General features: G+C 53.3%; 18 protein-coding genes and 1 pseudogene. 9 read left to right on the top strand and 10 right to left on the bottom strand.

Annotation, left to right across the window (positions count from 1 at the left end):
* The first annotated feature begins 134 nt into the window (after window positions 1-134).
* From asd to GZ59_RS20215, 3 genes are all read left to right on the top strand, one after another.
* Entirely contained in the window at window positions 135-1,238 is a 1,104-nt protein-coding gene (gene asd / locus GZ59_RS20225; RefSeq protein ID WP_011095626.1) for an aspartate-semialdehyde dehydrogenase, read from the top strand.
* Window positions 1,239-1,483: 245 nt separating this feature from the next.
* The gene (locus tag GZ59_RS20220; RefSeq protein ID WP_011095625.1) at window positions 1,484-1,804 is read left to right on the top strand and encodes a helix-turn-helix domain-containing protein; all 321 of its coding nucleotides are present in this window, start codon (window positions 1,484-1,486) and stop codon (window positions 1,802-1,804) included.
* Window positions 1,794-3,062 carry a type II toxin-antitoxin system HipA family toxin gene (locus tag GZ59_RS20215; RefSeq protein ID WP_011095624.1) on the top strand — a complete coding sequence of 423 codons (1,269 nt, stop codon included), beginning with the start codon at window positions 1,794-1,796 and terminating at the stop codon, window positions 3,060-3,062. The genes GZ59_RS20220 and GZ59_RS20215 overlap by 11 nt, the downstream gene beginning before the upstream one ends.
* Before the next feature lie 72 nt (window positions 3,063-3,134).
* On the opposite strand, the gene GZ59_RS20210 is transcribed toward GZ59_RS20215, so the two are convergent.
* The gene (locus GZ59_RS20210; RefSeq protein ID WP_011095623.1) at window positions 3,135-4,853 is read right to left on the bottom strand and encodes a sensor histidine kinase; all 1,719 of its coding nucleotides are present in this window, start codon (window positions 4,851-4,853) and stop codon (window positions 3,135-3,137) included.
* Between the two features lie 371 nt (window positions 4,854-5,224).
* Between GZ59_RS20210 and glgB the strand changes: the two genes are divergently transcribed.
* From glgB to glgP, 5 genes are all read left to right on the top strand, one after another.
* On the top strand, window positions 5,225-7,402 hold the full coding sequence (glgB, locus tag GZ59_RS20205; RefSeq protein WP_011095622.1) for a 1,4-alpha-glucan branching enzyme: 2,178 nt from the start codon (window positions 5,225-5,227) through the stop codon (window positions 7,400-7,402).
* Complete coding sequence (gene glgX, locus GZ59_RS20200) at window positions 7,403-9,379, top strand: glycogen debranching protein GlgX (RefSeq protein WP_011095621.1); 1,977 nt, start codon at window positions 7,403-7,405, stop codon at window positions 9,377-9,379. It abuts the gene before it with no gap.
* A 36-nt stretch (window positions 9,380-9,415) separates the two neighbouring features.
* The gene (gene glgC / locus GZ59_RS20195) at window positions 9,416-10,693 is read left to right on the top strand and encodes a glucose-1-phosphate adenylyltransferase (protein ID WP_011095620.1); all 1,278 of its coding nucleotides are present in this window, start codon (window positions 9,416-9,418) and stop codon (window positions 10,691-10,693) included.
* Window positions 10,694-10,721: 28 nt separating this feature from the next.
* Complete coding sequence (gene glgA, locus GZ59_RS20190) at window positions 10,722-12,161, top strand: glycogen synthase GlgA (protein ID WP_011095619.1); 1,440 nt, start codon at window positions 10,722-10,724, stop codon at window positions 12,159-12,161.
* A gap of 75 nt (window positions 12,162-12,236) precedes the next feature.
* Window positions 12,237-14,684, top strand: a complete 2,448-nt coding sequence (glgP, locus tag GZ59_RS20185; RefSeq protein ID WP_011095618.1) for a glycogen phosphorylase — start codon at window positions 12,237-12,239, stop codon at window positions 14,682-14,684.
* Window positions 14,685-14,775: 91 nt separating this feature from the next.
* Here the strand turns inward: glgP and GZ59_RS23155 are convergent.
* From GZ59_RS23155 to GZ59_RS20150, 9 genes and pseudogenes are all read right to left on the bottom strand, one after another.
* Window positions 14,776-14,922: pseudogene (locus GZ59_RS23155) on the bottom strand (PAAR domain-containing protein); the annotation flags it as partial.
* 16 nt (window positions 14,923-14,938) lie between these two features.
* The gene (locus GZ59_RS20180; protein ID WP_011095617.1) at window positions 14,939-16,654 is read right to left on the bottom strand and encodes a DUF2235 domain-containing protein; all 1,716 of its coding nucleotides are present in this window, start codon (window positions 16,652-16,654) and stop codon (window positions 14,939-14,941) included.
* Entirely contained in the window at window positions 16,654-17,172 is a 519-nt protein-coding gene (locus GZ59_RS20175) for a DUF3304 domain-containing protein (RefSeq protein WP_011095616.1), read from the bottom strand. Before GZ59_RS20175 ends, GZ59_RS20180 begins: the two co-directional genes overlap by 1 nt.
* Window positions 17,169-17,294, bottom strand: a complete 126-nt coding sequence (locus GZ59_RS23970; protein ID WP_258042068.1) for a hypothetical protein — start codon at window positions 17,292-17,294, stop codon at window positions 17,169-17,171. Before GZ59_RS23970 ends, GZ59_RS20175 begins: the two co-directional genes overlap by 4 nt.
* Window positions 17,294-17,812: a membrane protein gene (locus tag GZ59_RS20170; protein WP_011095615.1), complete on the bottom strand. Its 519-nt coding sequence runs from the start codon at window positions 17,810-17,812 to the stop codon at window positions 17,294-17,296. The genes GZ59_RS23970 and GZ59_RS20170 overlap by 1 nt, the downstream gene beginning before the upstream one ends.
* Entirely contained in the window at window positions 17,809-18,534 is a 726-nt protein-coding gene (locus GZ59_RS20165) for a DUF4123 domain-containing protein (RefSeq protein ID WP_011095614.1), read from the bottom strand. The genes GZ59_RS20170 and GZ59_RS20165 overlap by 4 nt, the downstream gene beginning before the upstream one ends.
* A 1-nt stretch (window position 18,535) precedes the next feature.
* Window positions 18,536-20,563 (bottom strand): type VI secretion system Vgr family protein, encoded by a 2,028-nt coding sequence (locus GZ59_RS20160; protein WP_039294110.1) that lies wholly within the window; start codon window positions 20,561-20,563, stop codon window positions 18,536-18,538.
* Window positions 20,564-21,127: 564 nt separating this feature from the next.
* Window positions 21,128-22,630, bottom strand: a complete 1,503-nt coding sequence (gene glpD, locus GZ59_RS20155) for a glycerol-3-phosphate dehydrogenase (RefSeq protein WP_011095612.1) — start codon at window positions 22,628-22,630, stop codon at window positions 21,128-21,130.
* A 192-nt stretch (window positions 22,631-22,822) separates the two neighbouring features.
* Entirely contained in the window at window positions 22,823-23,236 is a 414-nt protein-coding gene (locus GZ59_RS20150; protein ID WP_011095611.1) for a bleomycin resistance protein, read from the bottom strand.
* Window positions 23,237-23,417: 181 nt separating this feature from the next.
* Here GZ59_RS20150 and glpE point away from each other — a divergent pair, with 181 nt between their 5' ends.
* Window positions 23,418-23,741, top strand: a complete 324-nt coding sequence (glpE, locus tag GZ59_RS20145) for a thiosulfate sulfurtransferase GlpE (RefSeq protein ID WP_039294108.1) — start codon at window positions 23,418-23,420, stop codon at window positions 23,739-23,741.
* Window positions 23,742-23,807 lie beyond the last annotated feature (66 nt).

Raw genomic sequence — 23,807 nt, 5'->3', positions numbered from 1 at the left:
GAACGACACGATAATTTACAGGTTTACGACACGACACGCGCAGCCTCTGCGGCAGATCACTGAGTCAGCAATAACTAAGCGCTATCGACGTTAGCCAGAATTCTTTTTGTTACCCCCAAAGCAGGACAGTTACCATGAAAAATGTTGGTTTTATTGGCTGGCGCGGTATGGTCGGCTCGGTTCTCATGCAGCGCATGGTCGAAGAACGCGACTTTGATGTGATTCACCCGGTATTCTTTTCGACTTCTCAGCATGGCGAACCTGCACCCGCGCTGGGCGGCCATCAAGGCGTGTTGCAGGATGCTTATAATATCGAAGCACTGCGCGCGCTGGACATCATCATTACCTGTCAGGGCGGCGATTATACCAATGAAGTCTACCCAACGCTGCGTGAAAGTGGCTGGCAGGGTTATTGGATCGATGCCGCGTCCTCACTGCGTATGAAAGATGACGCGATTATTATTCTGGACCCGGTTAACCACGGGGTGATTCAACAGGGTCTGGATAAAGGCATCAAAACCTTTGCGGGCGGTAACTGTACCGTCAGCCTAATGCTGATGTCATTGGGCGGCCTGTTTGCTAACAATCTGGTGGAGTGGGTTTCTGCTGCGACGTATCAGGCTGCTTCTGGTGGCGGTGCGCGTCACATGCGTGAACTGCTGGCTCAGATGGGCGCACTGCACGGCGAAGTCGCGAAAGAGCTACAGGATCCGGCCTCTGCGATTCTGGATATCGAACGTAAAGTCACGGCGCTGACCCGTAGCGGTTCGCTGCCGACCGATAACTTCGGCGTACCATTGGCAGGCAGCCTGATTCCTTGGATCGACAAACAGCTGGATAACGGCCAGAGCCGCGAAGAGTGGAAAGGTCAGGCAGAAACGAACAAGATTCTGAACACCAGCAGCGTCATTCCTGTTGACGGCCTGTGCGTGCGCGTCGGCGCACTGCGCTGCCACAGCCAGGCGTTCACCATCAAACTGAAAAAAGACGTCGCGCTGCCGGAAATCGAACAACTGCTGGCAACCCATAACGACTGGGTGAAAGTGGTGCCGAACGATCGCGACATTACCATGCGTGAACTGACGCCTGCTGCGGTAACGGGCACGCTCTCTACGCCAGTGGGTCGTCTGCGTAAGCTGAACATGGGGCCGGAATACCTGTCCGCCTTCACGGTCGGCGATCAGCTGCTGTGGGGAGCCGCTGAACCGCTGCGCCGTATGCTGCGCATCCTGCTGTAGTTATCTTGCTGTAGTTATCTGGCTATAGCTCTCCTGCTTTCTGGCGCAACATCGTTTGGTGTTGCGCCAGTTTATAAGATCAAATCCTCTCTATTAGTCGCTTCTTTGGCAATTTACTTTCGTTTATTTTATCTTGCTTCGGTATCGCGTTTATCGGTGAAATTAACGCCACAACTCTGTCGAACACTAATAAATAAATCTATAATATTGGGTGTTAAGTCCACTTTAAAAGGATAACTCACGATATGATGGATTTATCTATGAGTAAACCTGACGAAATCGTCAAACTGCTCTGTGAGCGACTGCGCAAGGAACGGCTGTCACAGCAGATGACTCAGTCAGATGTGGCTGCCCGCTCAGGGATTGGCGTCAACACCGTATCCAACCTGGAATCTGGGCGTAATGTTGGGTTTGAAAATCTGGTCAGAGTAGCGATGGTTCTTGGACGCAGCAATGAGCTGGCGGCACTGTTTATGCCAAAAATAGACAGCCTTGATGATTTGCTCCGTTACGAAAAAAACGCCACCCGCCGGCGTATAAAAAGGAGCTCCAACGATGGTGAATAACGTTGATGTTTACTACGAGGGGTGGGGGGAACGCTGGCAATGGGGAAGGCTGGCCTCTTCTACCGCGCTGACTGGCCGTCCACTGATCATGTTTGAGTACAGTGAGGAGGCAATTCGCCGTGGACTGGAATTATCTTCACTTCGGCTGCCTCTGAACGGTCCCAGACTATCCCGGGGCTTTCCCTCGTATCAACTGGGTCTGCCGGGGCCTGTCTATGATGCGCTTCCTGATGGTTGGGGCATGTTGCTGATGGATCGTCTGTTTAGGCTCCGTGGTCTCAATACTGCGCGTATTGGTCCCTTGGAACGGCTGACCTATATCGGCAGCAATGCGATGGGGGCGATGTCGTTCGAACCGTCTCAGCCTGAAGCCTCCGCAGTATCTGAGGATATTCCGCTTGCCCAATTGTCTGCTGAAGTTCAGGAAGTGCTTGATGGAGAAGGTGGTGAATTCCTGCAAAGGCTATTGCAGATGGGGGGATCGCCTCAAGGGGCGAGGCCCAAAGCGCTGTTGTATTGTGACCCCGATACCAAAACATTGACGACATCTGCGGCATCAGGTCTGGATGCCTGGCTGTTTAAGTTTCCAGCAAAACAGGAACATCCAGAAGTTTGTGCTATCGAAGCTGTCTATGCGCAATGTCTACGAGAATGCCATATCCACACGCCGGACACCGAATATATTGAGTTGCCCAACGGGCAAGCAGCGTTTGCCAGCAGGCGATTTGATCGACAAAACGGTTTACGTATCCCGATGCAAAGCCTAGCTGCTTTCACTGAGGCAAACTATCAGAGCCCAGGCTCGCTGGACTACGCTAATTTTCTGCGCGCAACTCAGATATGTACCAATGATGTCCGAGAGAAAGTGCTGGCTTTTGAACGGGTTGTCTTTAACGTTATCTTCAATAATCGAGATGATCATACAAAAAATTTCGCCTATATCATGTCATCGTCCGGGCAGTGGAAACTGGCACCAGCATACGACGTAACCTACTGTGAAGGCCCAGGGGGATATCATCAAATGGACGTGATGGGCGAAGCATTAGAAATCTCGCGTGAGCTGATCCACAGGCTTGGCGTGCAGGAAGCCGATCTGACCTCATCACAAGTGGATATCATCATAGAGCAATACGGTGAGGTCGCTGCCAGTTTCGCGAAGAGAGCCGCAGGTATGTTCCCTGGATGCATCACGCAGGATACGCTCCGTACTATTCAGGATCGCATCAACGACAATATTCGTTGTTTGCAGAAACGTTGACGTTATGGCGTGTCGCAGATTCATGCTGTGTTTAATCTGCGATACCCAACCCGCAACGCTTCTATCTCCCCGTCACGCCACGCTATCCAGTTTTTCCAATGCCTTGCGCGCTGAAATCAGCGGGACGCGTACTTCGACCCGAGTGAATTTATCTGTTTCGCTGACTACCGTGATGCCATAGCGGTTGCCGTAGCGCGCTTTAATACGGCGGTCGACCAGATTCATGCCTAGACCATCGCCACCGCTGCGGGGCTGATAGGTGCCAGCATTATCTTCCACTGACAGTTCCAGCGTGTTGGCGTGCAGACGTCCGCTAATGTGGATGTGTCCGTGTTCAATCATCTGCGAAGTACCGTGCTTAATCGCATTTTCGACAATCGGTTGCAGAGAAAACGCCGGTAGTCGCGCTTCGCGCAGCGACTCCGGTAGCGAGATTTCTACCGTCAGGTGATCGGCAAAGCGCGCCTTTTCGATTTCCAGATAGGCGTTAACGTGCTCCAGCTCATCATTGAGCGACACTTCATCGTTACTGCGCTTGAGATTTTTACGGAAAAACGTCGACAGAGACAGCACCAACTGGCGGGCGTGGTCGGGGTTGCGTCGTATCACGGCGGACAGCGTATTCAGTGCATTGAACAGAAAATGCGGGTTGACCTGCGCGTGCAGCAGCTTGATTTCCGACTGCGCCAGCAGCTGTTTCTGTTGTTCAAAACGGCCTGTCAGAATCTGTGCGGAAAGCAGGTGGGCGATCCCTTCTCCTAGCGTACGGTTAATGCTGGAAAATAGCTTATTCTTGGGTTCATAAAGCTTGATCGTGCCGACAACACGCTGATCTTCGCCCCGCAGTGGGATCACCAGCGTGGAGCCGAGCTTGCAGTGCGATGAAACCGAACAGGTATAAGACACCTCGTTGCCGTCGGCGTACACCACCTGATTGTTGTCTATCGCCCGGCGCGTGTGTGATGACGTGATGGGCGCACCGACGTTGTGGTGATCGTCGCCTAACCCGATGAAGGCCAGCAGTTTGTCGCGATCGGTAATCGCCACGGCACCGACACCCAGTTCTTCATACAAAATACGGGCAACGCGCATACTGTTTTGCGGATTGAACCCCTGACGCAGCGCCCCTTCGGCGCGTGCCGCGATTTGCAGCGCCTTGGCGGAGAATGCAGAAGTGTATTTTTCAAAAATGGCGCGCCTGTCGAGCAGGATGCGCATGAACATAGCGGAACCGATGGTATTGGTGATCATCATCGGTAGCGCAATATCCCTCACCAACTCAGCGGCGTTATCAAACGGTCGGGCGACCAGCAGAATAATCGCCATTTGTAGTATCTCCGCAACCAGTGCGGTCAGGCCGACGACGAGTGGTTTAAAGAGCAGATCGATACGGTTACGACGTGCCAGATAGCGATGCAGCAACCCGCCGAGCAGGCCTTCGGCAATGGTCGACAACATACAGGCCAGCGCAGTCATACCGCCCATCGAATAGCGGTGTAGTCCGCCAGTCAACCCGACGAGAAAGCCCACAGAAGGGCCGCCCAGCATGCCCCCGAGCACCGCGCCTGTCGCGCGGGTATTGGCAATCGAATCGTCTATATGCAGGCCGAAGTAGGTTCCCATAATGCAAAACACGGAAAAAACCAGATAGCAGACCAGCTTGTGCGGCAGGCGAATGGTGACCTGCATCAGCGGGATAAACAGCGGTGTTTTACTGAGCAGATAAGCGATGACCAGATAAACACACATCTGCTGTAACAGGGAAAGAATTAGATCAACCTGGCTAACCATGAGCGGGGTCTCAACATACACAATCGCCAAATTGTACTGCTTTTTGCTAGCGGACGAATCGATCTTTAAACAAAAGATGCTAATTATCCCGCGTCATAACTTATTCATATAAATATAAACGGAAAAACTTCATCAGTTCTCAGATATTTCTCCGTTCTTTGACTACGCTAAATTAGGCGGTGTGGTTCAAGAACTCTTTCATAGTATTCATTATTTTTACACGTCGCCGTTATTCATTAGCAAGCTAATAACTCATTATTTTTATTGGCTTTTTGTTAAAGATAAGTGACGAAAGAATATAAACGCAGCGTAATACACTTTTTATATAGTTTATTTATTTAATTCAAATGGTTAATCAGAGGATGGATACCATGTCAGCGTTTTCTGAGGCGATTAATTCACTTTTTTCCGGGCATTATGCCGATCCGTTTTCGCTGTTAGGTATGCATCATTCCTCCAAAGGCCTTGAAGTTCGAGCATTGCTGCCGGATGCGGACGCAGCTTGGGTTGTTGATGCTAGCAATGGACGAAAAATTGTTGAGCTGGAACGTGTAGATGGACGCGGTTTTTTTTGTGGTCTAGTGCCGAATCGGAAACATGATTTTCACTATCAATTAGCCGTGACCTGGCGTGAAGAAACCTGGGTGATTGAAGATCCTTACCGTTTTGGCCCGCTGTTGCAGGATATGGACATTTGGCTTTTGGCTGAAGGCACCCACTTACGACCTTACGAGCGGCTAGGCGCACATCTGGAAACGCTGGACGGGGTTGAGGGCACGCGTTTTGCCGTCTGGGCGCCGAATGCTCAACGTGTTTCGGTGGTGGGGCAGTTCAACTTCTGGGATGGCCGACGTCATCCGATGCGGTTACGCAAGGAAAACGGCATTTGGGAGCTGTTTCTACCCGACGTGAAAGCGGGGCAGCTTTACAAATATGAAATGATCGACAGCCACGGCAGCGTCCGGTTGAAGGCCGATCCGTATGCGTTTGAAGCGCAAATGCGCCCGGATACGGCATCGCTGATTACGCCGCTGCCCGAGAAAGTCCCGACTAATGAGGCGCGTCGCGAGGCGAATAGCCTGCGTTCCCCTATCTCCATTTATGAAGTCCATCTCGGTTCCTGGCGACGGCATACGGATAACAATTTCTGGCTGAGCTATCAGGAGCTGGCGAATCAACTGATTGATTATGTGCAATACATGGGCTTCACGCACGTTGAGTTAATGCCGATTAACGAACACCCGTTCGATGGCAGTTGGGGTTATCAGCCGCTAGGGCTGTATGCGCCAACGCGCCGTTTCGGTACGGCATCAGATTTTAGAGCGTTTGTTGACGCGCTCCATGGTGCGGGCATCAACGTCTTGCTGGACTGGGTGCCGGGGCACTTTCCCGGCGATGAATACGGTCTGGCACAGTTTGACGGCACCGCGCTGTATGAATACTCCGATCCGCGCGAAGGCTATCATCAGGACTGGAATACGTTGATTTATAATTATGGCCGCCATGAGGTACGTAACTATCTGGCGGGTAATGCGCTGTTCTGGATGGAGCGTTATGGCATTGATGGGCTACGGGTAGACGCCGTGGCTTCCATGATTTATCGCGACTACAGCCGCAGTGAAGGCGAGTGGGTGCCGAACCATTACGGCGGTAAAGAGAACCTCGAAGCCATCGCGTTTCTGCGCTACACCAACCATACGCTGGGCCATGCTGCGCCTGCGGCCATCACGCTTGCCGAAGAGTCCACCGATTATCCGGGCGTCACGCTACCACCCGACTGCAATGGTTTAGGATTCCACTACAAGTGGAACATGGGTTGGATGCACGACACACTGACCTATATGCAGCTCGATCCGGTTCACCGTAAACACCATCACGATCTGCTGACATTCGGCATGTTGTACGCCTATAGCGAGAATTTTGTGCTGCCGCTGTCTCACGACGAAGTGGTGCACGGTAAGCGTTCGCTGCTGGATCGTATGCCCGGTGATGTATGGCAGAAATTTGCCAATTTACGTGCCTATTACGGCTTTATGTGGGCCTATCCCGGCAAGAAGCTGCTGTTTATGGGCTGTGAGTTTGCGCAAGGGCGTGAGTGGAATCACGACGCCAGTCTGGATTGGCATCTGCTGGATGAACCAGAAGGGTGGCATCGGGGCGTGCAGGCGCTGGTGCGCGATCTCAACCATTATTATCGCCAGCAACCGTCGCTGTATCAGCTGGATTTTCAGCCACAGGGCTTTGAATGGCTGGTGGTGGACGATCGGGAAAACTCAGTCTTCGCCTTTATCCGACGCGATGAACAAGGCAATGAAGTGCTGGTGGTCAGCAACTTTACGCCTGTGCCACGTTACGGCTATCGGATTGGCATTAACCAGCCCGGTGGCTGGCGTGAAGTCATGAACACCGATTCTGTTCACTACAACGGTAGCGATCAGGGCAATGTCGGGACGATTTATAGCGAGGAGTGGGGCAGCCATCAGCGCCAGCATTCTCTTGTTCTGACTATTCCGCCGCTTGCCACACTGTATCTGGTGAAGGAGGCGTAAATGGCGGAATTGCAGACGGGCAAGCCGACGCCGCTGGGGGCAAGTTTTGACGGCAATGGCGTGAATTTCGCGCTGTTTTCGGCGGATGCCGAGCGGGTAGAACTGTGTGTGTTTGATGAGCGCCAGCAGGAACAGCGGATCGTGCTAACCGCGCGCAGTGGCGATATCTGGCATGGCTATCTTCCCGATGCGCAGCCTGGCTTACGCTACGGTTTCCGAGTTGATGGGCCATTCGAGCCGTCACAGGGTTTACGTTTCAACCCGCATAAGCTGCTGTTAGACCCGTGCGCCCGTCAGCTTGATGGCTGGGTGGTGGATGATGCTAGCTTGCAAGGCGGAATTGACCAGCGGGATGAACGCGATAGTGCTGAGATTATGGCGAAGTGCGTCGTCACGGCAGAGGATTACGACTGGCAGGATGACCAACATCCGCAAACGCCTTGGAACCAGACGGTAATTTATGAGGCGCACGTTCGCGGGCTGACGCAACTGCACCCTGATATTCCCGAAGATATTCGTGGCAGCTATGCCGCCTTGGGTCATCCGGTGATGATTGATTATCTGACATCGCTGGGCATCACCGCGCTGGAACTGCTTCCGGTGCAGCAGCATGCCGATGAACCCCGGCTTCAACAGATTGGGCTGCGTAATTACTGGGGCTATAACGTACTGCTGCCGTTTGCGGTGGATAACAGTCTGGCCGCAGGCGACGACGCGCTGAATGAATTCCGGGATGCGGTGAAGGCCCTGCATAACGCGGGTATTGAGGTCATTCTGGATGTGGTGTTCAACCATAGCGCCGAACTGGACGTTGAAGGCCCTACGCTCTGCCAGCGCGGCATCGACAACCGCAGTTATTACTGGCTGGGCGACAGCGGTGAATACCACAACTGGACCGGCTGCGGCAATGTGCTGCGCCTGAATCACCCTGCGGTGATGGACTGGGTGATGGACTGCCTGCGCTTCTGGCGCGAGGTTTGCCACGTTGACGGTTTCCGTTTCGATCTGGCAACGGTGTTGGGTCGTACTCCCGATTTTACCGCCGCTGCACCGCTGCTGTCTGCCATGAAAAACGATAACCGCTTACAGGGCTGCAAGCTGATCGCCGAACCGTGGGATATCGGGCATGGCGGCTATCAGCTGGGTCAATTTCCGACGCCGTTCGCCGAGTGGAGCGACCGTTATCGTGACGACATGCGCCGCTTTTGGCTGCATGGTGATATTTCTCTCGGCGCATTTGCCCGCCGTTTTGCCGCCTCCAGCGACATCTTCCAGCAGCGCGACCGCCTGCCTTACGCCTCTATCAACAAACTGACGGCCCATGACGGCTTTACGCTGCGCGATCTGGTGAGTTTCAACCATAAGCACAACGACGCCAACGGCGAGGGTAACCGCGACGGCACAGACAGTAACTTCAGCAATAACCACGGCACGGAAGGTCTGGAAGCCGATGACGACATCCATCAACGCCGACAGGCTAGCCAGAAGGCGCTGCTGACGACGCTGATACTGTCGCAGGGAACACCGATGCTACTGGCGGGCGATGAACTGGGGCACAGCCAGCAGGGCAACAACAACGCCTACTGTCAGGACAATGAATTGACTTGGCTGCATTGGGATCATGCGGATCGTGGCTTACGGGAATTTGTCGCCGGATTGATCCAACTTCGTCGCACGATCCCGGCGTTACAGCAGGAAACGTGGTGGCAAGAAGGGGACGGTGCAGTGCAGTGGCTGAACAGAGAAGGGCAGCCTTTGACGCCGCCGCAGTGGGAACAGGGGGAGCATCAGCTACAGATTTTACTTTCCGGTCGTTGGCTTGTGCTGGTCAACGCCAGCCTGCATGCCGGCGCGTTCATGTTGCCAGAAGGCCACTGGCAGGTTTCACCGCCGTTTGATGAGACGAACCCGCCTGAGGGCGGAATGTGGCACGGACAAGCGCAGGCGGTATGCGTCTTGATAAAACAGACCGCCTAAGCGCAAGCCATTAAAAAGAATAATCAGGAGATAGCCATGGTGAACAACGACAAGCATGACCCTCTGATGTTGGCAAGACAGCTCCCTTTAAAATCCGTGGCATTAATTTTGGCCGGAGGCCGTGGGACGCGACTGAAAGGGTTGACGGCGCTGCGTGCCAAGCCCGCCGTCCACTTTGGCGGCAAGTTTCGCATTATTGATTTCGCGCTCTCTAACTGCCTGAACTCCGGCATACGCCGCATTGGCGTGATTACGCAATATCAGTCGCATACGCTGGTGCAGCATATTCAGCGCGGCTGGTCGTTTTTGAATGCGGAAATGAACGAATTTGTGGATTTGCTTCCTGCGCAGCAACGCTATTCTACCGATCACTGGTATCGGGGAACGGCGGATGCGGTTTGCCAGAATCTCGACATTATTCGGCGCTACCGTGCGGAGTATATGGTGATCCTCGCGGGCGATCACATCTACAAGATGGACTACTCACGTATGCTGATTGATCACGTGGAGAAGGGGGCAGAATGCACGGTCGCCTGCCTGCCCGTGCCTCTGGAAGAAGCCAGCGCCTTTGGCGTAATGAGCGTGGACAAACAGCATCGCATCCTCGATTTTGCCGAAAAACCGGATAACCCGACGCCGATGCCGGATAACCCGGATATGGCGCTCGCGAGCATGGGGATCTATGTTTTTAATGCGGACTATCTTTATCAATTGCTGGAAACAGATCGTAACGCGTCGGATTCTGCCCACGACTTTGGCCAGGACCTGATCCCGAAGATTGTCTCGCAGCGTTTGGCCTGGGCGCACCCTTTTACCCTGTCGTGCGTTACGTCAGGTGAAGATGAGCACCAGTATTGGCGGGATGTCGGCACGCTGGAAGCCTACTGGCGCGCCAATCTCGATCTGGCGTCAGTGACGCCGGAGCTGGATGTGTACGATCGGCACTGGCCGATTCGCTCTGCCATTGAATCGTTGCCGCCAGCCAAATTTGTTCAGGACCGTTCCGGCAGCCATGGCATGACGATGAACTCGCTGGTATCGGGAGGTTGCATTGTTTCCGGCTCGGTTGTCACGCATTCGGTGCTGTTCCCGCGCGTGCGGGTCAATTCGTTTTGCAGTATAGATTCGACGGTGATCCTGCCGGATGTCAACGTGGGGCGCTCCTGCCGTTTACGCCGTTGTGTGATCGATCGCGCCTGCCACTTGCCGGAAGGCATGGTGATTGGTGAGAACGCGGAAGAGGATAGCCGCCGTTTTTACCGTTCGGAAGAGGGGATCGTGCTGGTTACGCGATCGATGTTGGAAAAGCTATAAACACCATCGGAACAAAACGGGAGTAATAATGCGGGTCTTACATGTTTGTTCAGAGCTATTTCCACTATTGAAAACCGGCGGACTGGCGGATGTGGCTGGTGCGTTGCCCGGCGCGCAGATTGCGGCGGGGATGGATGTTCGCGTCATCTTGCCTGCCTTCCCCGATCTGAAAAAAGGCATTGCTAACCTACAGGTTGTGCGTGAGCTGGATACCTTCGCCGGACACGTGACCTTGCTGTTCGGCCATTTTAACGGCGTCGGTATTTATTTGATTGATGTGCCCGAGCTATATGAACGCGCGGGCAGCCCTTATCACGACCCGGCGCTTTACGCTTATGCCGATAACTACCTGCGGTTCGCGCTGCTGGGGTGGATGGGATGCGAAATGGCGTGCGGGCTGGACCACTATTGGCGGCCCGATATTGTGCATGCCCATGACTGGCACGCGGGGCTGACCTGTGCTTATCTGGCGGCTCGCAACCGCCCAGCGAAATCGGTCTTTACCGTTCACAATCTCGCCTATCAGGGACTGTTCGCTGCCGGACATATGGCGAATCTTCACTTGCCGAGCGACTTCTTTCAGGTCTACGGGCTAGAGTTCTACGGTCAGATTTCCTACCTCAAGGCAGGGTTGTTCTACGCGGATCATATTACGACCGTGAGCCCGACCTACGCGCATGAGATCACGCTGCCAGCCTATGGCTATGGTATGGAAGGCTTGCTGAAGACGCGTGAAGAAGAAGGGCGCCTGTCCGGTATCCTCAATGGCGTAGACGAGACGATTTGGAATCCGACGCACGATCCTTTACTGACTAACCATTACAGCCGCGAGGCGCTGGCGAACAAAGCCGAAAACAAGCGACATCTGCAAACGGCGATGGGCCTGAAAGTGGACGATAAGGCGCCGGTTTTCGCTATCGTCAGCCGCCTGACCAGCCAGAAAGGACTCGATATCGCGTTAAGCGCGATACCCGATCTGTTGGAGCAGGGCGGCCAACTGGTAGTGTTGGGCGCAGGGGATGCCGATTTGCAGGAAGGTTTTCTGGCTGCCGCTGCGGAATATCACGGTCAGGTTGGCGTACAGATTGGCTATCACGAAGCCTTCTCGCACCGCATCATTGGCGGCGCGGATGTCATCATGGTTCCCAGCCGATTTGAGCCTTGCGGGTTAACGCAGCTCTACGGCTTGAAGTATGGCACGTTGCCGCTGGTGCGCCGAACTGGGGGGCTGGCGGATACGGTATCCGACTGTTCGCTGGAGAATTTGGCGGATGGTCTGGCAAGCGGGTTTGTCTTTAACGATTGCAGCGTGGGATCGCTATCCCGCGCGATTCGTCGTGTGTTCGTGTTGTGGTCCCGACCTACGCTATGGCGCTATGTGCAGCGTCAGGCGATGGCAATGGACTTTGGTTGGCAGGTTTCTGCTCAGGCTTATGGTGCGCTATATCAACGCTTGCATACCCACTAGTTTTCGCACTGCGCGTCATCCTTGTGCAATCTGAAAACGACAGGGTAGGGTAACACTCACTTGGGAATGAATATTATGAACTCGCCGTTTATCTATACTTCGCCAACGATCAGTGTGGAAGCGCTGAAACACTCTATTGCTTACAAACTCATGTTTACCGTGGGGAAAGATCCCTCGATTGCGAATAAACATGACTGGTTGAATGCCACGCTGCTGGCCGTGCGCGACCGCATGGTGGAACGCTGGCTACGCTCGAACCGGGCACAGCTGTCTCAAGATGTGCGACAGGTGTATTACCTGTCGATGGAATTTTTGCTGGGGCGGACGCTGTCGAACGCGCTGCTGGCGATGGGGCTGTATGAAGATCTGAAAGCGGCGCTGGATGGCATGGGGCTGGAACTGGACGATCTGCTACAGGAAGAAAATGACCCCGGCTTAGGGAACGGCGGTTTGGGGCGTCTGGCTGCCTGCTTCCTCGATTCGCTGGCGACGATGGCCCTGCCGGGGCGCGGCTACGGTATTCGCTACGAATACGGCATGTTCAAACAGAACATTGTTAACGGCAAGCAGGCAGAGTCACCGGACTACTGGCTGGAATACGGTAATGCGTGGGAATTCCCGCGCCACAGCACGCGCTATAAAGTGCGTTTTGGGGGGCGTATCCAGCAGGAAGGCAGCAAGTTACGCTGGCTGGAAACGGAAGAAGTTATCGCGTGCGCCTACGACCAAATCATTCCGGGTTTCGATACCGATGCCACCAACACACTGCGCCTGTGGGGTGCGCAGGCCAGTAACGAAATCAATCTGGGTAAATTCAATCAGGGCGACTATTTTGCGGCGGTGGAAGATAAAAACCACTCGGAAAACGTGTCGCGCGTGCTGTATCCCGATGATTCCACCTACTCTGGTCGCGAGCTGCGCCTGCGTCAGGAATACTTCCTGGTTTCCGCTACGGTGCAGGACATTCTCAATCGCCACTGGATGATGCATAAGACTTACGCCAATTTGGCGGAAAAATTTGCCATTCACCTAAACGATACTCACCCGGTGCTGGCCATCCCTGAGCTGATGCGTTTGCTGATCGATGAGCATAAATTCAAGTGGATAGAAGCGTGGGCCGTAGTGAAGAAGGTCTTTTCCTACACCAACCATACGCTGATGCAGGAAGCGTTGGAAACCTGGTCCGTCGATATGCTGGGTAAAATCCTGCCGCGCCATCTGCAATTGATTTTCGAAATCAACGAGCATTTTCTGGAATACGTGCAGAAAGAAATCCCCGATGACAACGAGCTGCTGGCGCGGGTTTCCATCATTGATGAAAACAACGGGCGTAAAATACGGATGGCGTGGCTGGCGGTGATCGCCAGTCATAAAGTGAACGGTGTATCGGAGCTGCATTCGGATCTGATGGTGCAGTCCTTGTTTGCCGACTTCGCCCGAATCTTCCCCAACCGCTTCTGTAATAAAACCAATGGCGTGACGCCGCGGCGCTGGCTGGCGCTGGCCAACCCGTCGCTATCCAAACTACTGGACGACACAATAGGGCAGACCTGGCGCACCGATCTGAGCCAGTTGAGTGAACTTAAACAACACATCGATTATCCGGCGTTTGTGCAGAAAATCAGTAAGGTAAAGCTAAAGAACAAAGTGCGTTTAGCGACCTATATGGCGGAAAATCTGAATATTGTGGTTAACCCTGAGTCCTTGTTTGACGTGCAGATTAAGCGTATTCACGAATACAAACGGCAGTTGTTGAATGTGTTGCACATCATCACGCTCTATAACCGCATTAAGGACGATCCCGAGGTTGAACGTGTTCCGCGCGTCGCCATCTTTGCGGGCAAGGCCGCATCGGCCTATTACATGGCGAAGCACATCATTAACTTGATCAACGACGTCGCGAAGGTGATCAATAACGATCCGGCACTGCACGATCGGTTGAAGGTGGTATTCATCCCAAACTACAGCGTGAGCCTGGCACAGCTGATCATTCCGGCTGCGGATCTTTCTGAACAGATCTCGCTGGCGGGGACGGAAGCGTCCGGGACCAGCAACATGAAGTTTGCACTGAACGGTGCGCTGACGATCGGCACGCTGGATGGGGCGAATGTCGAAATGCTGGAACATATTGGCGAAGAGAATATGTTTATCTTCGGCAACACGGCCGATCAGGTCGAAGCGCTACGCCAGAGCGGTTATAACCCACGGCAATATTACGATCAGGACGAAGAGCTACACCGCGTGCTGACGCAAATCACCACGGGTGTCTTCAGCCCTGATGATAGCCGACGCTACAGCGATCTGTTTGATTCACTAGTGAATTTTGGTGATTACTACCAGCTACTGGCAGACTATCGCAGCTATGTGGATACGCAGGATCGGGTTGATGAGCTGTATCAGAATAAGGACGAGTGGGCGCGCTGTGCTGTCCAGAATATTGCCAGCATGGGCTATTTCTCGTCTGACCGTACTATCGGCGAATATGCAGAAGATATCTGGAATATCAAACCGATACGGCTGTGATGAGAAAAGGGTTCTGCTATTGATGGCTAGTTCTTAAAAAGACAACAGGCGTTCAATGAACGCCTGTTTACTAAGGAGGGGATGTGGTATATCAGCCTATATTCACACTTCCCCCACGAATCAATACGCCACCGCAACTTACTTCATCCCCAGAACGTGCAGCGGGTTTGCTATCAATGAACACACAGGATGAACCACTGCTGATGGTCCGAGTATGACCGTGAGAAGGCAGAGGGTCAGGCTTGTTGCAACGCTCATGCTGCGGCTTCGTCATCGACAGCCAATATCTCTATTCCACGCGGGACGAAGAAATTATTGTTCCTCAACATCGTATTCGCCTGCTCGTTCAGCGTAGCGAACTTGAGTTCCTCAGACGTAAAATCGTGCATAAAATAATTGAAGAAGATATCCGCCTCACGAGGCACCCGCTTAATGCCATTAAAGAACTTCACCAAATCGGCCCCCCGATACATCTGCCGACTCAGCCCTCTGCTTCTCAACACGTTTTCCGCATCGCGCCCGACCTGTATTAGCCATCCCCACTGCGCGTTGAGTTTATCCCGCTCGCTTCCACTCACGTTTTGGCGAAGTATTTTATAGTCATGCAATTTTTCCCCCAGCCAAAAGCAGTAGTGGATCATATGCAGTTCGAACGCTTCCGGTGTCGGGTTCATTTTCCCCACCCATTTGCTGTAGTACTCACTGTATTTTTTCGCGGAGTAACCCAGCCGACTATCCTGCATGATGAAATACTGGGCTACTCGTGGGTTTTTAGCATCAAGGATGGAGAAGTTAGGAAAAGGCACCTGAGCCCGACGTGCGGTTTCATACATCTGTCGTAGTGGTACCCGACACAGTTCGGCACTGGGGCGCTGTTCGTCGGGTAACAGCCCGCCCGTCACATCTTCACTGATGCCGGGGCAGAGCACTTCACGCCAGCCGGACCGGAGCGGTCCCAAAGGCAACAGAGGACGATATTCTCGCCGTTCATGTGCCGCGATCAGGTGCAACGCTTTTTTTACGGCGGGATGAAGGGGTTTATCGAACGTAATCACTTTCGCGCCAAAGGCCGTGGTGATAAGCCCAACAACAGGGTGTCGGGCAACTAATCCCGCCCCGTCAGAGATGGTAGCTACGGTATCACCCATATCCATCGAACTGCGGCGCGTGCAGTCGAACAGGCCAGCAAAAATTACTTCAACCTTACTGTCTTCGTAGCGGTATTCGTTTCCTACTTTGGTACAGACCGACTCCAGCAGCTCATCGATAAAGCGTCGGGCTAACGCGGCACCCAGATCGGCACCGAACACCGAAATCTGGACCAGTTTGATGGGCAGTTGATTCTCTTTTTTACTCAGTACGATGCTTTCTTTGAACTTGTTTTTAGCCAAATCCACCCGCGCATCGACGCCGGTCATTAGCAACTCGGCCACTATCGGGTTATCCCGAATCGGTTCGGTTGCTTCGAGCAGTGCGCGGGTCGCCGCCTTTTTGGCCGCAGATACCGTGGCATCGAAGCCACTCTTCATGGTCACCAGGTCGCCCAGCTTATTGGAGAGCACCTGACTCCAGTCCTCTTTGAAAACGCCCTTAACAGTATCGACCGCCGTTTCTTTGCCCTGCTCAACCAGTGCATCGGCATAATCTTCAGGCAACGCCTGCTGTCTGGCGTCCAGAATGCTGTCCAACCTTTCGGACGGCGTATCGTCAAGGAGGGTACCTAAACCGGGAACATAGATTTTGGCAGATGAATATGCAGATGTGAGGCTGGCTTTGATCTCAAAAGAGTGAGCACGAAACAAGCGCCCTACGTTAGTCAGACGCTGGCTCTCTTCATCCACATTGATATTGCGTTTCAGGCCATCGAAGAAAAAACCGATCTGTAACGCCAATGAACAAGTACCTATCCCTGCCTGATGACGGCTTTCTTCACGCGCAACGCGGCATTCCAGATCATCCCAATCGATCATTACAACTTCCTTGTCCGATAAGTATCAATTACATCTTTCATACCAGGGATACCCCATCCAACCCAGCGCACCATCACCTGGTTATCCGGCAAAAACAGCACATAGAAATTATCTTGCCCTTTTTCCCTCTTAGGCATGGATAAAATAACTGTATGAATCTCAGGGCGATAGCCCAGCTCATCATATTGTCGGCGGGTCATCGCAAGTTCCCATTTGATCTTTACTGTATCTCCCTCTATACGATAGGGGCCCGCAGAACTGCCTCCCGTATTAAGCCCATCAAACGCATCGGTATTTCCTCCCATATTGCCGTTGACATACACATAGCTAATGGGACGATCGATCACTGAATGAACCACGATCGACGCCCCACCGTGCCGTTCCTGAATCAGGAACGTCCAGCCCAGCCAGAGCACCAGCAGAATGCTCGCCAGCCACCGCCCCCAGCGCGGTAATATCTGCCATATCGCCGTTATCAGCCCCGAAATTGCTCTTATCAAACCGTTTGCCGCACTCATGTTCGTCCCTTTTGCTCTTGCTGATTCAATTCCTTTGTTACGCGCCGGGTAGCCATCACGCCTGCCTGATGACGGCTCTCTTCACGCGCAACGCGACACTCCAGATCATCCCAATCCACCATTACAACTTCCTTGTCCGATAAGGATTTATTACATCCTGCATATCAAGGTGACAACGATAGGCCCAACGTATCATCGGCTTGTTATCTGGCAAAAACAGCACACAGAAATCATTCTGCCCTTTCTCTCGTTTAGGCATCGGTAAGACTACAGCATGGATCTCTGGACGATATCCAAGCTCGTTATATTGTTTGCGAGTCATCGCAAGTTCCCATTTAATATTGGCCGTATCTCCGCCTATCCGGTAAGGGCCTGCGGTTTTTCCCCCCGCATTTCGTCCGTCAAATGCATCTGTATTTCCCCCCATATTACCGTTGACATAGGCATAGCTAATCGGGCGATCCATTACTGACATAACAACCAATGACGCCCCGCCATGTCGCTCCTGAATCAGGAACGTCCAGCCCAGCCAGAGCACCAGCAGAATACTCGCCAGCCACCGCCCCCAGCGCGGTAATATCTGCCATATCGCCGTTATCAGCCCCGAGATTGCTCTTATCAAACCGGTTGTCGCGCTCATGTTCGTCCCTTTTGCTCTTCCAACGCCTGACGGCCACCTTCCAGATAGGCTAATGCCCACAGCCGTCGTTGTGCCTCTGTCGCGCCAGCTTTTTCGGCTTTCTCCAATGCCTTGCGGACCATGCGCATTCTTTCACAAGGGGGAAAATGCCTGATGTTTTCCCCCTCTTGCCACAGGGCCAGCAGGCGATGTTCATCAGGTGAGCCCTGCAACGCTTGATATAACTCAGGCGTCAATTTAACCAGAACAGGTTCAGTGGGAGGGATCGACAGACTCAGTTCGCGCCAACTGCCGTCATTCTCTCGTAACCACCAGCGGTCGATCCCCCCAAAAAGCCCACCGAGCCACGGGGCGTCGTATTGCTCGATAAGCAGAGGCAACGCCTGCGGTGTGTAGAATCGCAGCAGTTGGCTAAATTGCCCTTCGGGTTCAATCACCCTCACACCCAAAGCCAGTTGCTTTTGCAAGGTACTGAGGGGTTGGTCGCTCTCCAGCAGGCCAACCACATGCCCCTGCTGAACGAGCGTAGCCAGTAATCTCTCTTCCGATTGCGGACAATGCCAAAGCCAGGGTCCAAGATTGATCAGTTCAAACACGTCATCATGAAAATAGAGCGGTAAAAATGGCCTTTCACTCAACCGTACCCGCTGCTCTGGGGTGAGGTAAGCCCCTTCCAGCAGGACGACACAGGCATTCTGGTGCCAGATTGCTTTGGGTAGCATCTTATTCTCCCTGAACCAACGCATCGCCCTGCGCCATGGCGCGTAGCAGACAGGGAATACAGACTGGTTTTTCAAGAGGTGGCACCTGTGGCGGTTGGGGCGCTTTAACCACCTCAACCGCCCCCGGAAAGGTGGGCATTTGACCTGCCCAGCCAGAACCAAAACCGGGGCTGCCGCCTGAATTCATCTTGATGCTGGGGCCAACCAGCGTCACGCCACTGGGATCAATCTTCACGAAGCTGCCACCCACTTTGAGCGTCAGTTCAGCCCCGGCTTCCAGCACTATCTTGTTGCCAGATGTAAGATGAACCTCTTGTCCGGCCTCAACCAGCAAAGCCTGCCCCAGTTTCTGGTGCATCGAGGCATCGACGCTCAGTGAGTAATCCCCTTTAACATGATCACGTTTCTCGTTCTCGACCGTCAGGTGATCGTTGGCTTTGATTCGCGTTACCCGCTCATTATCAATATCCGTGTGGGCATCATGTTTGATGTGCCAGACAACATCGTTCTCAATCAGGCCGTTCAGGTCTTTCTGCCCGTGAATATAAATTTCTTCCTGCCCGGCCTGATCTTCAAAGCGCAGCTCATTGAATCCTTCACCCTGATGAGTTTCCGTGCGTAGCACGGTACGCGTCTTGTGCGCAGGCAGGTCGTAAGGAGGACGGTTGGTCGCGTGGAACGTACGCCCGGTGATAATCGGCTGGTCTGGGTCACCTTCGAGGAAGCTGACAATCACTTCATGGCTGATGCGTGGGATAGCGATCATGCCGTATTGGCCACCCGCCCAGCCCTGACTGACGCGCACCCAGCAAGAGCTTTGGTCGTTGCTCGCGCCATAGCGATCCCACGGGAATTGCAGTTTTACCCGACCGTACGGGTCGCAGTAAATCTCTTCACCCGCCGGACCGACCACCGTCGCGATTTGCGGGCCGTCCACCATCGGTTTGTACGGCATCGCAGCGCGCCACGTCGTTGTGCCCTTCACCACCGCAAAACTGTTGCTTATGGTTGTCGGTTCGCCGCCGCTTTCCTCTTCCAGCGCCTGCGGCTGCTGCCCGACGTGCGTCACGCTCGCCGTCTGCCACACCGCGTTCAGCGTCGCATTCGGGTGCTCCGTCAGGGTAAAGGTATTGCCCGGCATCAGCCCCGCGCAGTTGGATTCCCCTTCGCTTGTCACCGCCCCTGACCGCAGCGCATCCAGCCGGTAACCGCTGAACGCCTTGCCGCTCGGGTCTTGTTTATAGCGCCCCGGATAGTCGTAATGCTGATAACTTTCACGTTGGTGCGCCAGCTCACCGCTCATCTTCTTGTGTGACAGCCCGTAAGCCGGCGTCTTGAAGTTGTAGTCCTTCAGTTCCACTTCGGCCGTGCTCACTCGCTCCGCGTAGTGGAAACGCCGGACATATTCGCCCTCACTTAACCCCTGTGTCGCCAGATTGAAGAACAGCTTAGGCCCTTTGGTCAGCGCCCCCGCATCATCGGCAAACACGACCCGATGCTTGCCTTCCTCGAACTCGTGGAAGAAGTACAGACCTTCCTCCGCCGCCAGTCGGGTGATAAACGCTAAATCACTTTCCCGATACTGTACGCAGTATTCCCGCACCGCGTGCTCATGGCGCAGCGCAAAGGCGTAGTCGGTAACGCCTGCTTCTTCCAGCAATGCACCGATAATCGCTTCCGGCTTCTGCGCCTGAAAGATGCGGGCGTTGGTGCGCAGACCCAGTCGCCACAGCGCCGGACGGACTTCCGCCTGATAGCGCGTGCGCCGAAATCCGGTGTCACCCTGCGTGAATCCACTAATAATCCCGCTGACTCGGCGTTTTAACTCGCCCTCATACCAAATCATCAGCTCGCACGGCTGGTCCAGCACCGCACCAAAATCCACATCCGGCAACGCGCTCGCCAGACTCAGCGACAGGCTGAAGGGGCAATTCAACCCCTCATCCAGCCTGAAGTCCACCACCGCAAAAGTGCCAGCCTCCAGAGCGCCAACCTTTACGGTGAACTGTAATCCTGTACTGTTTGCCATCGGCCTCTCCTTGTTGTTTTTGTGTTGTGACCATGGCTACTGCACGCCTCAGGTTCCCTCGGAGCGGCACGTCGCTATCCTGATTAATATGAAAATCTGAGTTCTGGTCTGGGTCTGCTCACACGACAGCTCACGTTGGCCAAACACCGCGCGAGAAAGAGCGCGGCTTCAGAGAAAAGTGCAGAGAATTTAGGTTGAACAGCGATTCGGTGTTTCACACCGTAGAAAGCAAGCAGAGCGCGTGTCTTAGGCGGTAGGCAGAATAATAAAAACGATCCCTGTGACATCCCTGACGATATTCCCTTTGAGAAAGAAAGTACGGGAAAAGGATAGCAAGATGCTCATGGAACCAATAGCACAAAGAAAGGACTAAAAATAAGCAAGCTTATTGATTAATATTGAAATAATATCATTAAAAATAAGTTAGGCGGCGAATAAAAAGGCCTGATCATCATCTGAGGGCAGGGTACGATATGAGTATGTTGCGGATGTTTGACGTCTGCTATTTATAGTGGGGAGGCTTCTCGATCAGGGTGCCTGATCGAGAAGTAAAGATAGGAACGATTAACCCGCTTTTGCCATCTGTTGTTGGCGGTAGCTGACTAACCAGTCGCTGATGCGTTGTTTCTGCGCGTCATCAAAGCGCATGCCCAGTTTGGTGCGGCGCCAGATGACGTCGTCCAGCGTGACCGCCCATTCTTTCTCGACCAAATAGCGCAGTTCGGCTTCATACAGGTCATGACCGAAATCTTCACCCAGATCGCTGAGGCCTTTCACGTTTGCCAGAATCAGTTCGCTGTTTGAACCGTAGGTACGGCTGTAACGGCGCGTCAGTGATTCAGGCAGATTGAAGCGGCGACGCAGCGCGGCGGCGTAGTCATCACGCGTGCCAGCGATATCACCGCCCGGCAGTACCGCATCTTTCGTCCAGGCTTTACCCGCCTGAGGATAGTATTTGTGGAGCTTGTCCAGCGCGTGCTCTGCCAGTTTACGGTACGTCGTCAGCTTGCCGCCAAACACGGAAAGCAGTGGAGCCTGACCGTTGTCATCGTCTACCGACAGCGTGTAATCACGGGTAATCGCCTGTGGAGAATCGGACTCGTCATCGCACAGTGGGCGCACGCCGGAGTAAGTCCAGACGATATCGTCACGCGTAAGTTGCTGTTTGAAATGGTCGTTATACACATCCAGCAGGTAGCCGACTTCGTTGTCATCGATCTTCACATCGTGCGGATTACCTTTGTACTCTACGTCGGTCGTACCGATGATCGAGTAGTCATCCTGCCACGGGATCACGAATACAATACGGTGATCTTTGTTTTGCAGAATATACGCCTGCGGCTGGTTATGGACTCTTGGCACCACGATGTGGCTGCCTTTGATCAAACGGATGCCGTAAGGCGATTTCAGCTGTAAGCCGTCATCAAAGAATTCTTTCACCCACGGGCCGGTCGCATTCACCAGGCCTTTGGCACGCCAGGTGAAGGTTTCGCCGGTCAGTGAGTCAACGGCATCCACAATCCACACGCCTTGTTCACGGCGAGCGCGGGTAACTTTGGTGCGGGTGCGGACTTCTCCGCCGCGTTTTGCCACTTCCTGCGCGTTTAACACCACTAGACGCGCATCGTCCACCCAGCAGTCAGAATATTCAAAGCCTTGCTTCAACTCAGGCTTAAGAACGGAATCTGCACCGAATTTCAGTCCCTTACTGGCAGGCAGGCTGACGCGTTTGCCAATGTTGTCATACATGAACAGGCCGATACGAATCATCCAGGCTGGACGCAGGTGCGGCTGATGGGGCAAACGAAAGCGCATTGGGAAAATAATGTGCGGAGCCATTTTCAGCAGCGTTTCGCGTTCAGACAGTGCTTCGCTGACCAAACGAAACTCATAGTGCTCAAGGTAGCGCAGGCCGCCGTGAATCAGCTTAGAGCTGGCAGAGGACGTGGCACAGGCAAGATCCTGCGCTTCCAACAACAGGACTGATAGCCCTCGCCCAGCCGCATCTGCGGCGATGCCTGCACCGTTAATTCCGCCGCCGATAACGATGAGATCTTTGGTTTCCACGTTTCTTCCTCCACCCTCGAATAAATCAAAATGTTCGTTTTCGAGCATTATAATAATCGAAAACAAACAAATCAGCTAATGGTTAACCAAATAAAAACATTTATGCGTGATGAAGCTAACAATATGATGATAGTTGTCACATTAAAGTAAGGGTTATTAGGGCTATTTTTGGCGGCATAGCCGGGTAGGGAGCTACGGTTGCTCGATATACTGGCTGAAGCGTAAGAGATAACCATCGGGATCCTGAACTAAAAACTCTCGCTGGCATGCTTCGCGTGGTCCTGTCGCGTCTTTGCTGGTTTCTATTGTGTAATAGTTATCTTTGAGTGGTCGGTAAAGCGGAATGTGATGATGCGCCAGACTGTCCAATAACGGCATCACGTCGTCCACCTCTATCTGAAGATTGATACCCCGTCCCAAAGGTTTGACGAGATCTCCCGTATTCCATCCTCCATCGTGAAACGCTTCCAGCATTAGCTGTGCTTCGCCCAGACTGAGATAGACAAAATCTGGATTCTCACGGCGGATCGTTATGGTGAAGCCGAGTATGTGCACGTAGAAATGCAGCGAGGTGGAAAAGTCTGTCACTGTAAGTTCAGGCACCATGCGGTTCCAGTAGGTCTGTGTCATATCGTTACCATTTTTTGTCGTCATGACTCACGTTAATGAACCCCTGTTTTTATAAATAACCTTATAATCACATAGGTTTTATGCCGCCGAAGGCGGGTTACAATGACGCCAGTTGTTACTAACACCCTGTCCATTATTAACAAGGTTGTCACTTTCGATGGAACAATTTGAAGCTATTAGTATTGAGCAAGCCCATTCCCGCTGGCAGGAAGGGGGCGTTGTCGTTGATATTCGCGATCCACAGAGCTTTGCCGTCGCCCATGTTCCCGGCGCGACGCACCTGACGAACGAAACGCTGCCTGACTTTGTGCGTGGAGCTAACTTCGAAGCACCCGTCATGGTGATTTGCTACCACGGGATTAGCAGCCGCAATGCCGCACAGTACCTGATTAGTCAGGGGTTCGATTCGGTGTACAGTATCGATGGTGGCTTTGAAGCCTGGCAACATCGCTACCCGCAAGACACGCAGGCGCAAGTCTGATCGCATGACGATGAAATAATCATTATTATCATGTTCCTAACCCAACCTACCAACTGGCGCTTTCCG

The organism is Pectobacterium atrosepticum (genome assembly GCF_000740965.1).
GTDB lineage: Bacteria > Pseudomonadota > Gammaproteobacteria > Enterobacterales > Enterobacteriaceae > Pectobacterium > Pectobacterium atrosepticum.
Note: the sequence above shows the minus strand (reverse complement) of the source record. Positions and strands in the feature narration are given on the sequence as shown.

Bases quoted from the DNA above. Each gene is read 5' to 3' on its own strand.
- glgX (WP_011095621.1), top strand. From the start codon at position 7,403: ATGGCGGAATTGCAGACGGGCAAGCCGACGCCGCTGGGGGCAAGTTTT.
- GZ59_RS23970 (WP_258042068.1), bottom strand. From the start codon at position 17,294: ATGGTGGATTGGGATGATCTGGAGTGTCGCGTTGCGCGTGAAGAGAGC.
- GZ59_RS20160 (WP_039294110.1), bottom strand. From the start codon at position 20,563: ATGGCAAACAGTACAGGATTACAGTTCACCGTAAAGGTTGGCGCTCTG.
- GZ59_RS20180 (WP_011095617.1), bottom strand. From the start codon at position 16,654: ATGATCGATTGGGATGATCTGGAATGCCGCGTTGCGCGTGAAGAAAGC.
- GZ59_RS20215 (WP_011095624.1), top strand. From the start codon at position 1,794: ATGGTGAATAACGTTGATGTTTACTACGAGGGGTGGGGGGAACGCTGG.
- glgP (WP_011095618.1), top strand. From the start codon at position 12,237: ATGAACTCGCCGTTTATCTATACTTCGCCAACGATCAGTGTGGAAGCG.
- GZ59_RS20220 (WP_011095625.1), top strand. From the start codon at position 1,484: ATGATGGATTTATCTATGAGTAAACCTGACGAAATCGTCAAACTGCTC.
- GZ59_RS20175 (WP_011095616.1), bottom strand. From the start codon at position 17,172: ATGAGTGCGGCAAACGGTTTGATAAGAGCAATTTCGGGGCTGATAACG.
- GZ59_RS20165 (WP_011095614.1), bottom strand. From the start codon at position 18,534: ATGCTACCCAAAGCAATCTGGCACCAGAATGCCTGTGTCGTCCTGCTG.
- GZ59_RS20170 (WP_011095615.1), bottom strand. From the start codon at position 17,812: ATGAGCGCGACAACCGGTTTGATAAGAGCAATCTCGGGGCTGATAACG.
- glgC (WP_011095620.1), top strand. From the start codon at position 9,416: ATGGTGAACAACGACAAGCATGACCCTCTGATGTTGGCAAGACAGCTC.
- glpE (WP_039294108.1), top strand. From the start codon at position 23,418: ATGGAACAATTTGAAGCTATTAGTATTGAGCAAGCCCATTCCCGCTGG.
- glgB (WP_011095622.1), top strand. From the start codon at position 5,225: ATGTCAGCGTTTTCTGAGGCGATTAATTCACTTTTTTCCGGGCATTAT.
- GZ59_RS20150 (WP_011095611.1), bottom strand. From the start codon at position 23,236: ATGGTGCCTGAACTTACAGTGACAGACTTTTCCACCTCGCTGCATTTC.
- GZ59_RS20210 (WP_011095623.1), bottom strand. From the start codon at position 4,853: ATGGTTAGCCAGGTTGATCTAATTCTTTCCCTGTTACAGCAGATGTGT.
- asd (WP_011095626.1), top strand. From the start codon at position 135: ATGAAAAATGTTGGTTTTATTGGCTGGCGCGGTATGGTCGGCTCGGTT.
- glgA (WP_011095619.1), top strand. From the start codon at position 10,722: ATGCGGGTCTTACATGTTTGTTCAGAGCTATTTCCACTATTGAAAACC.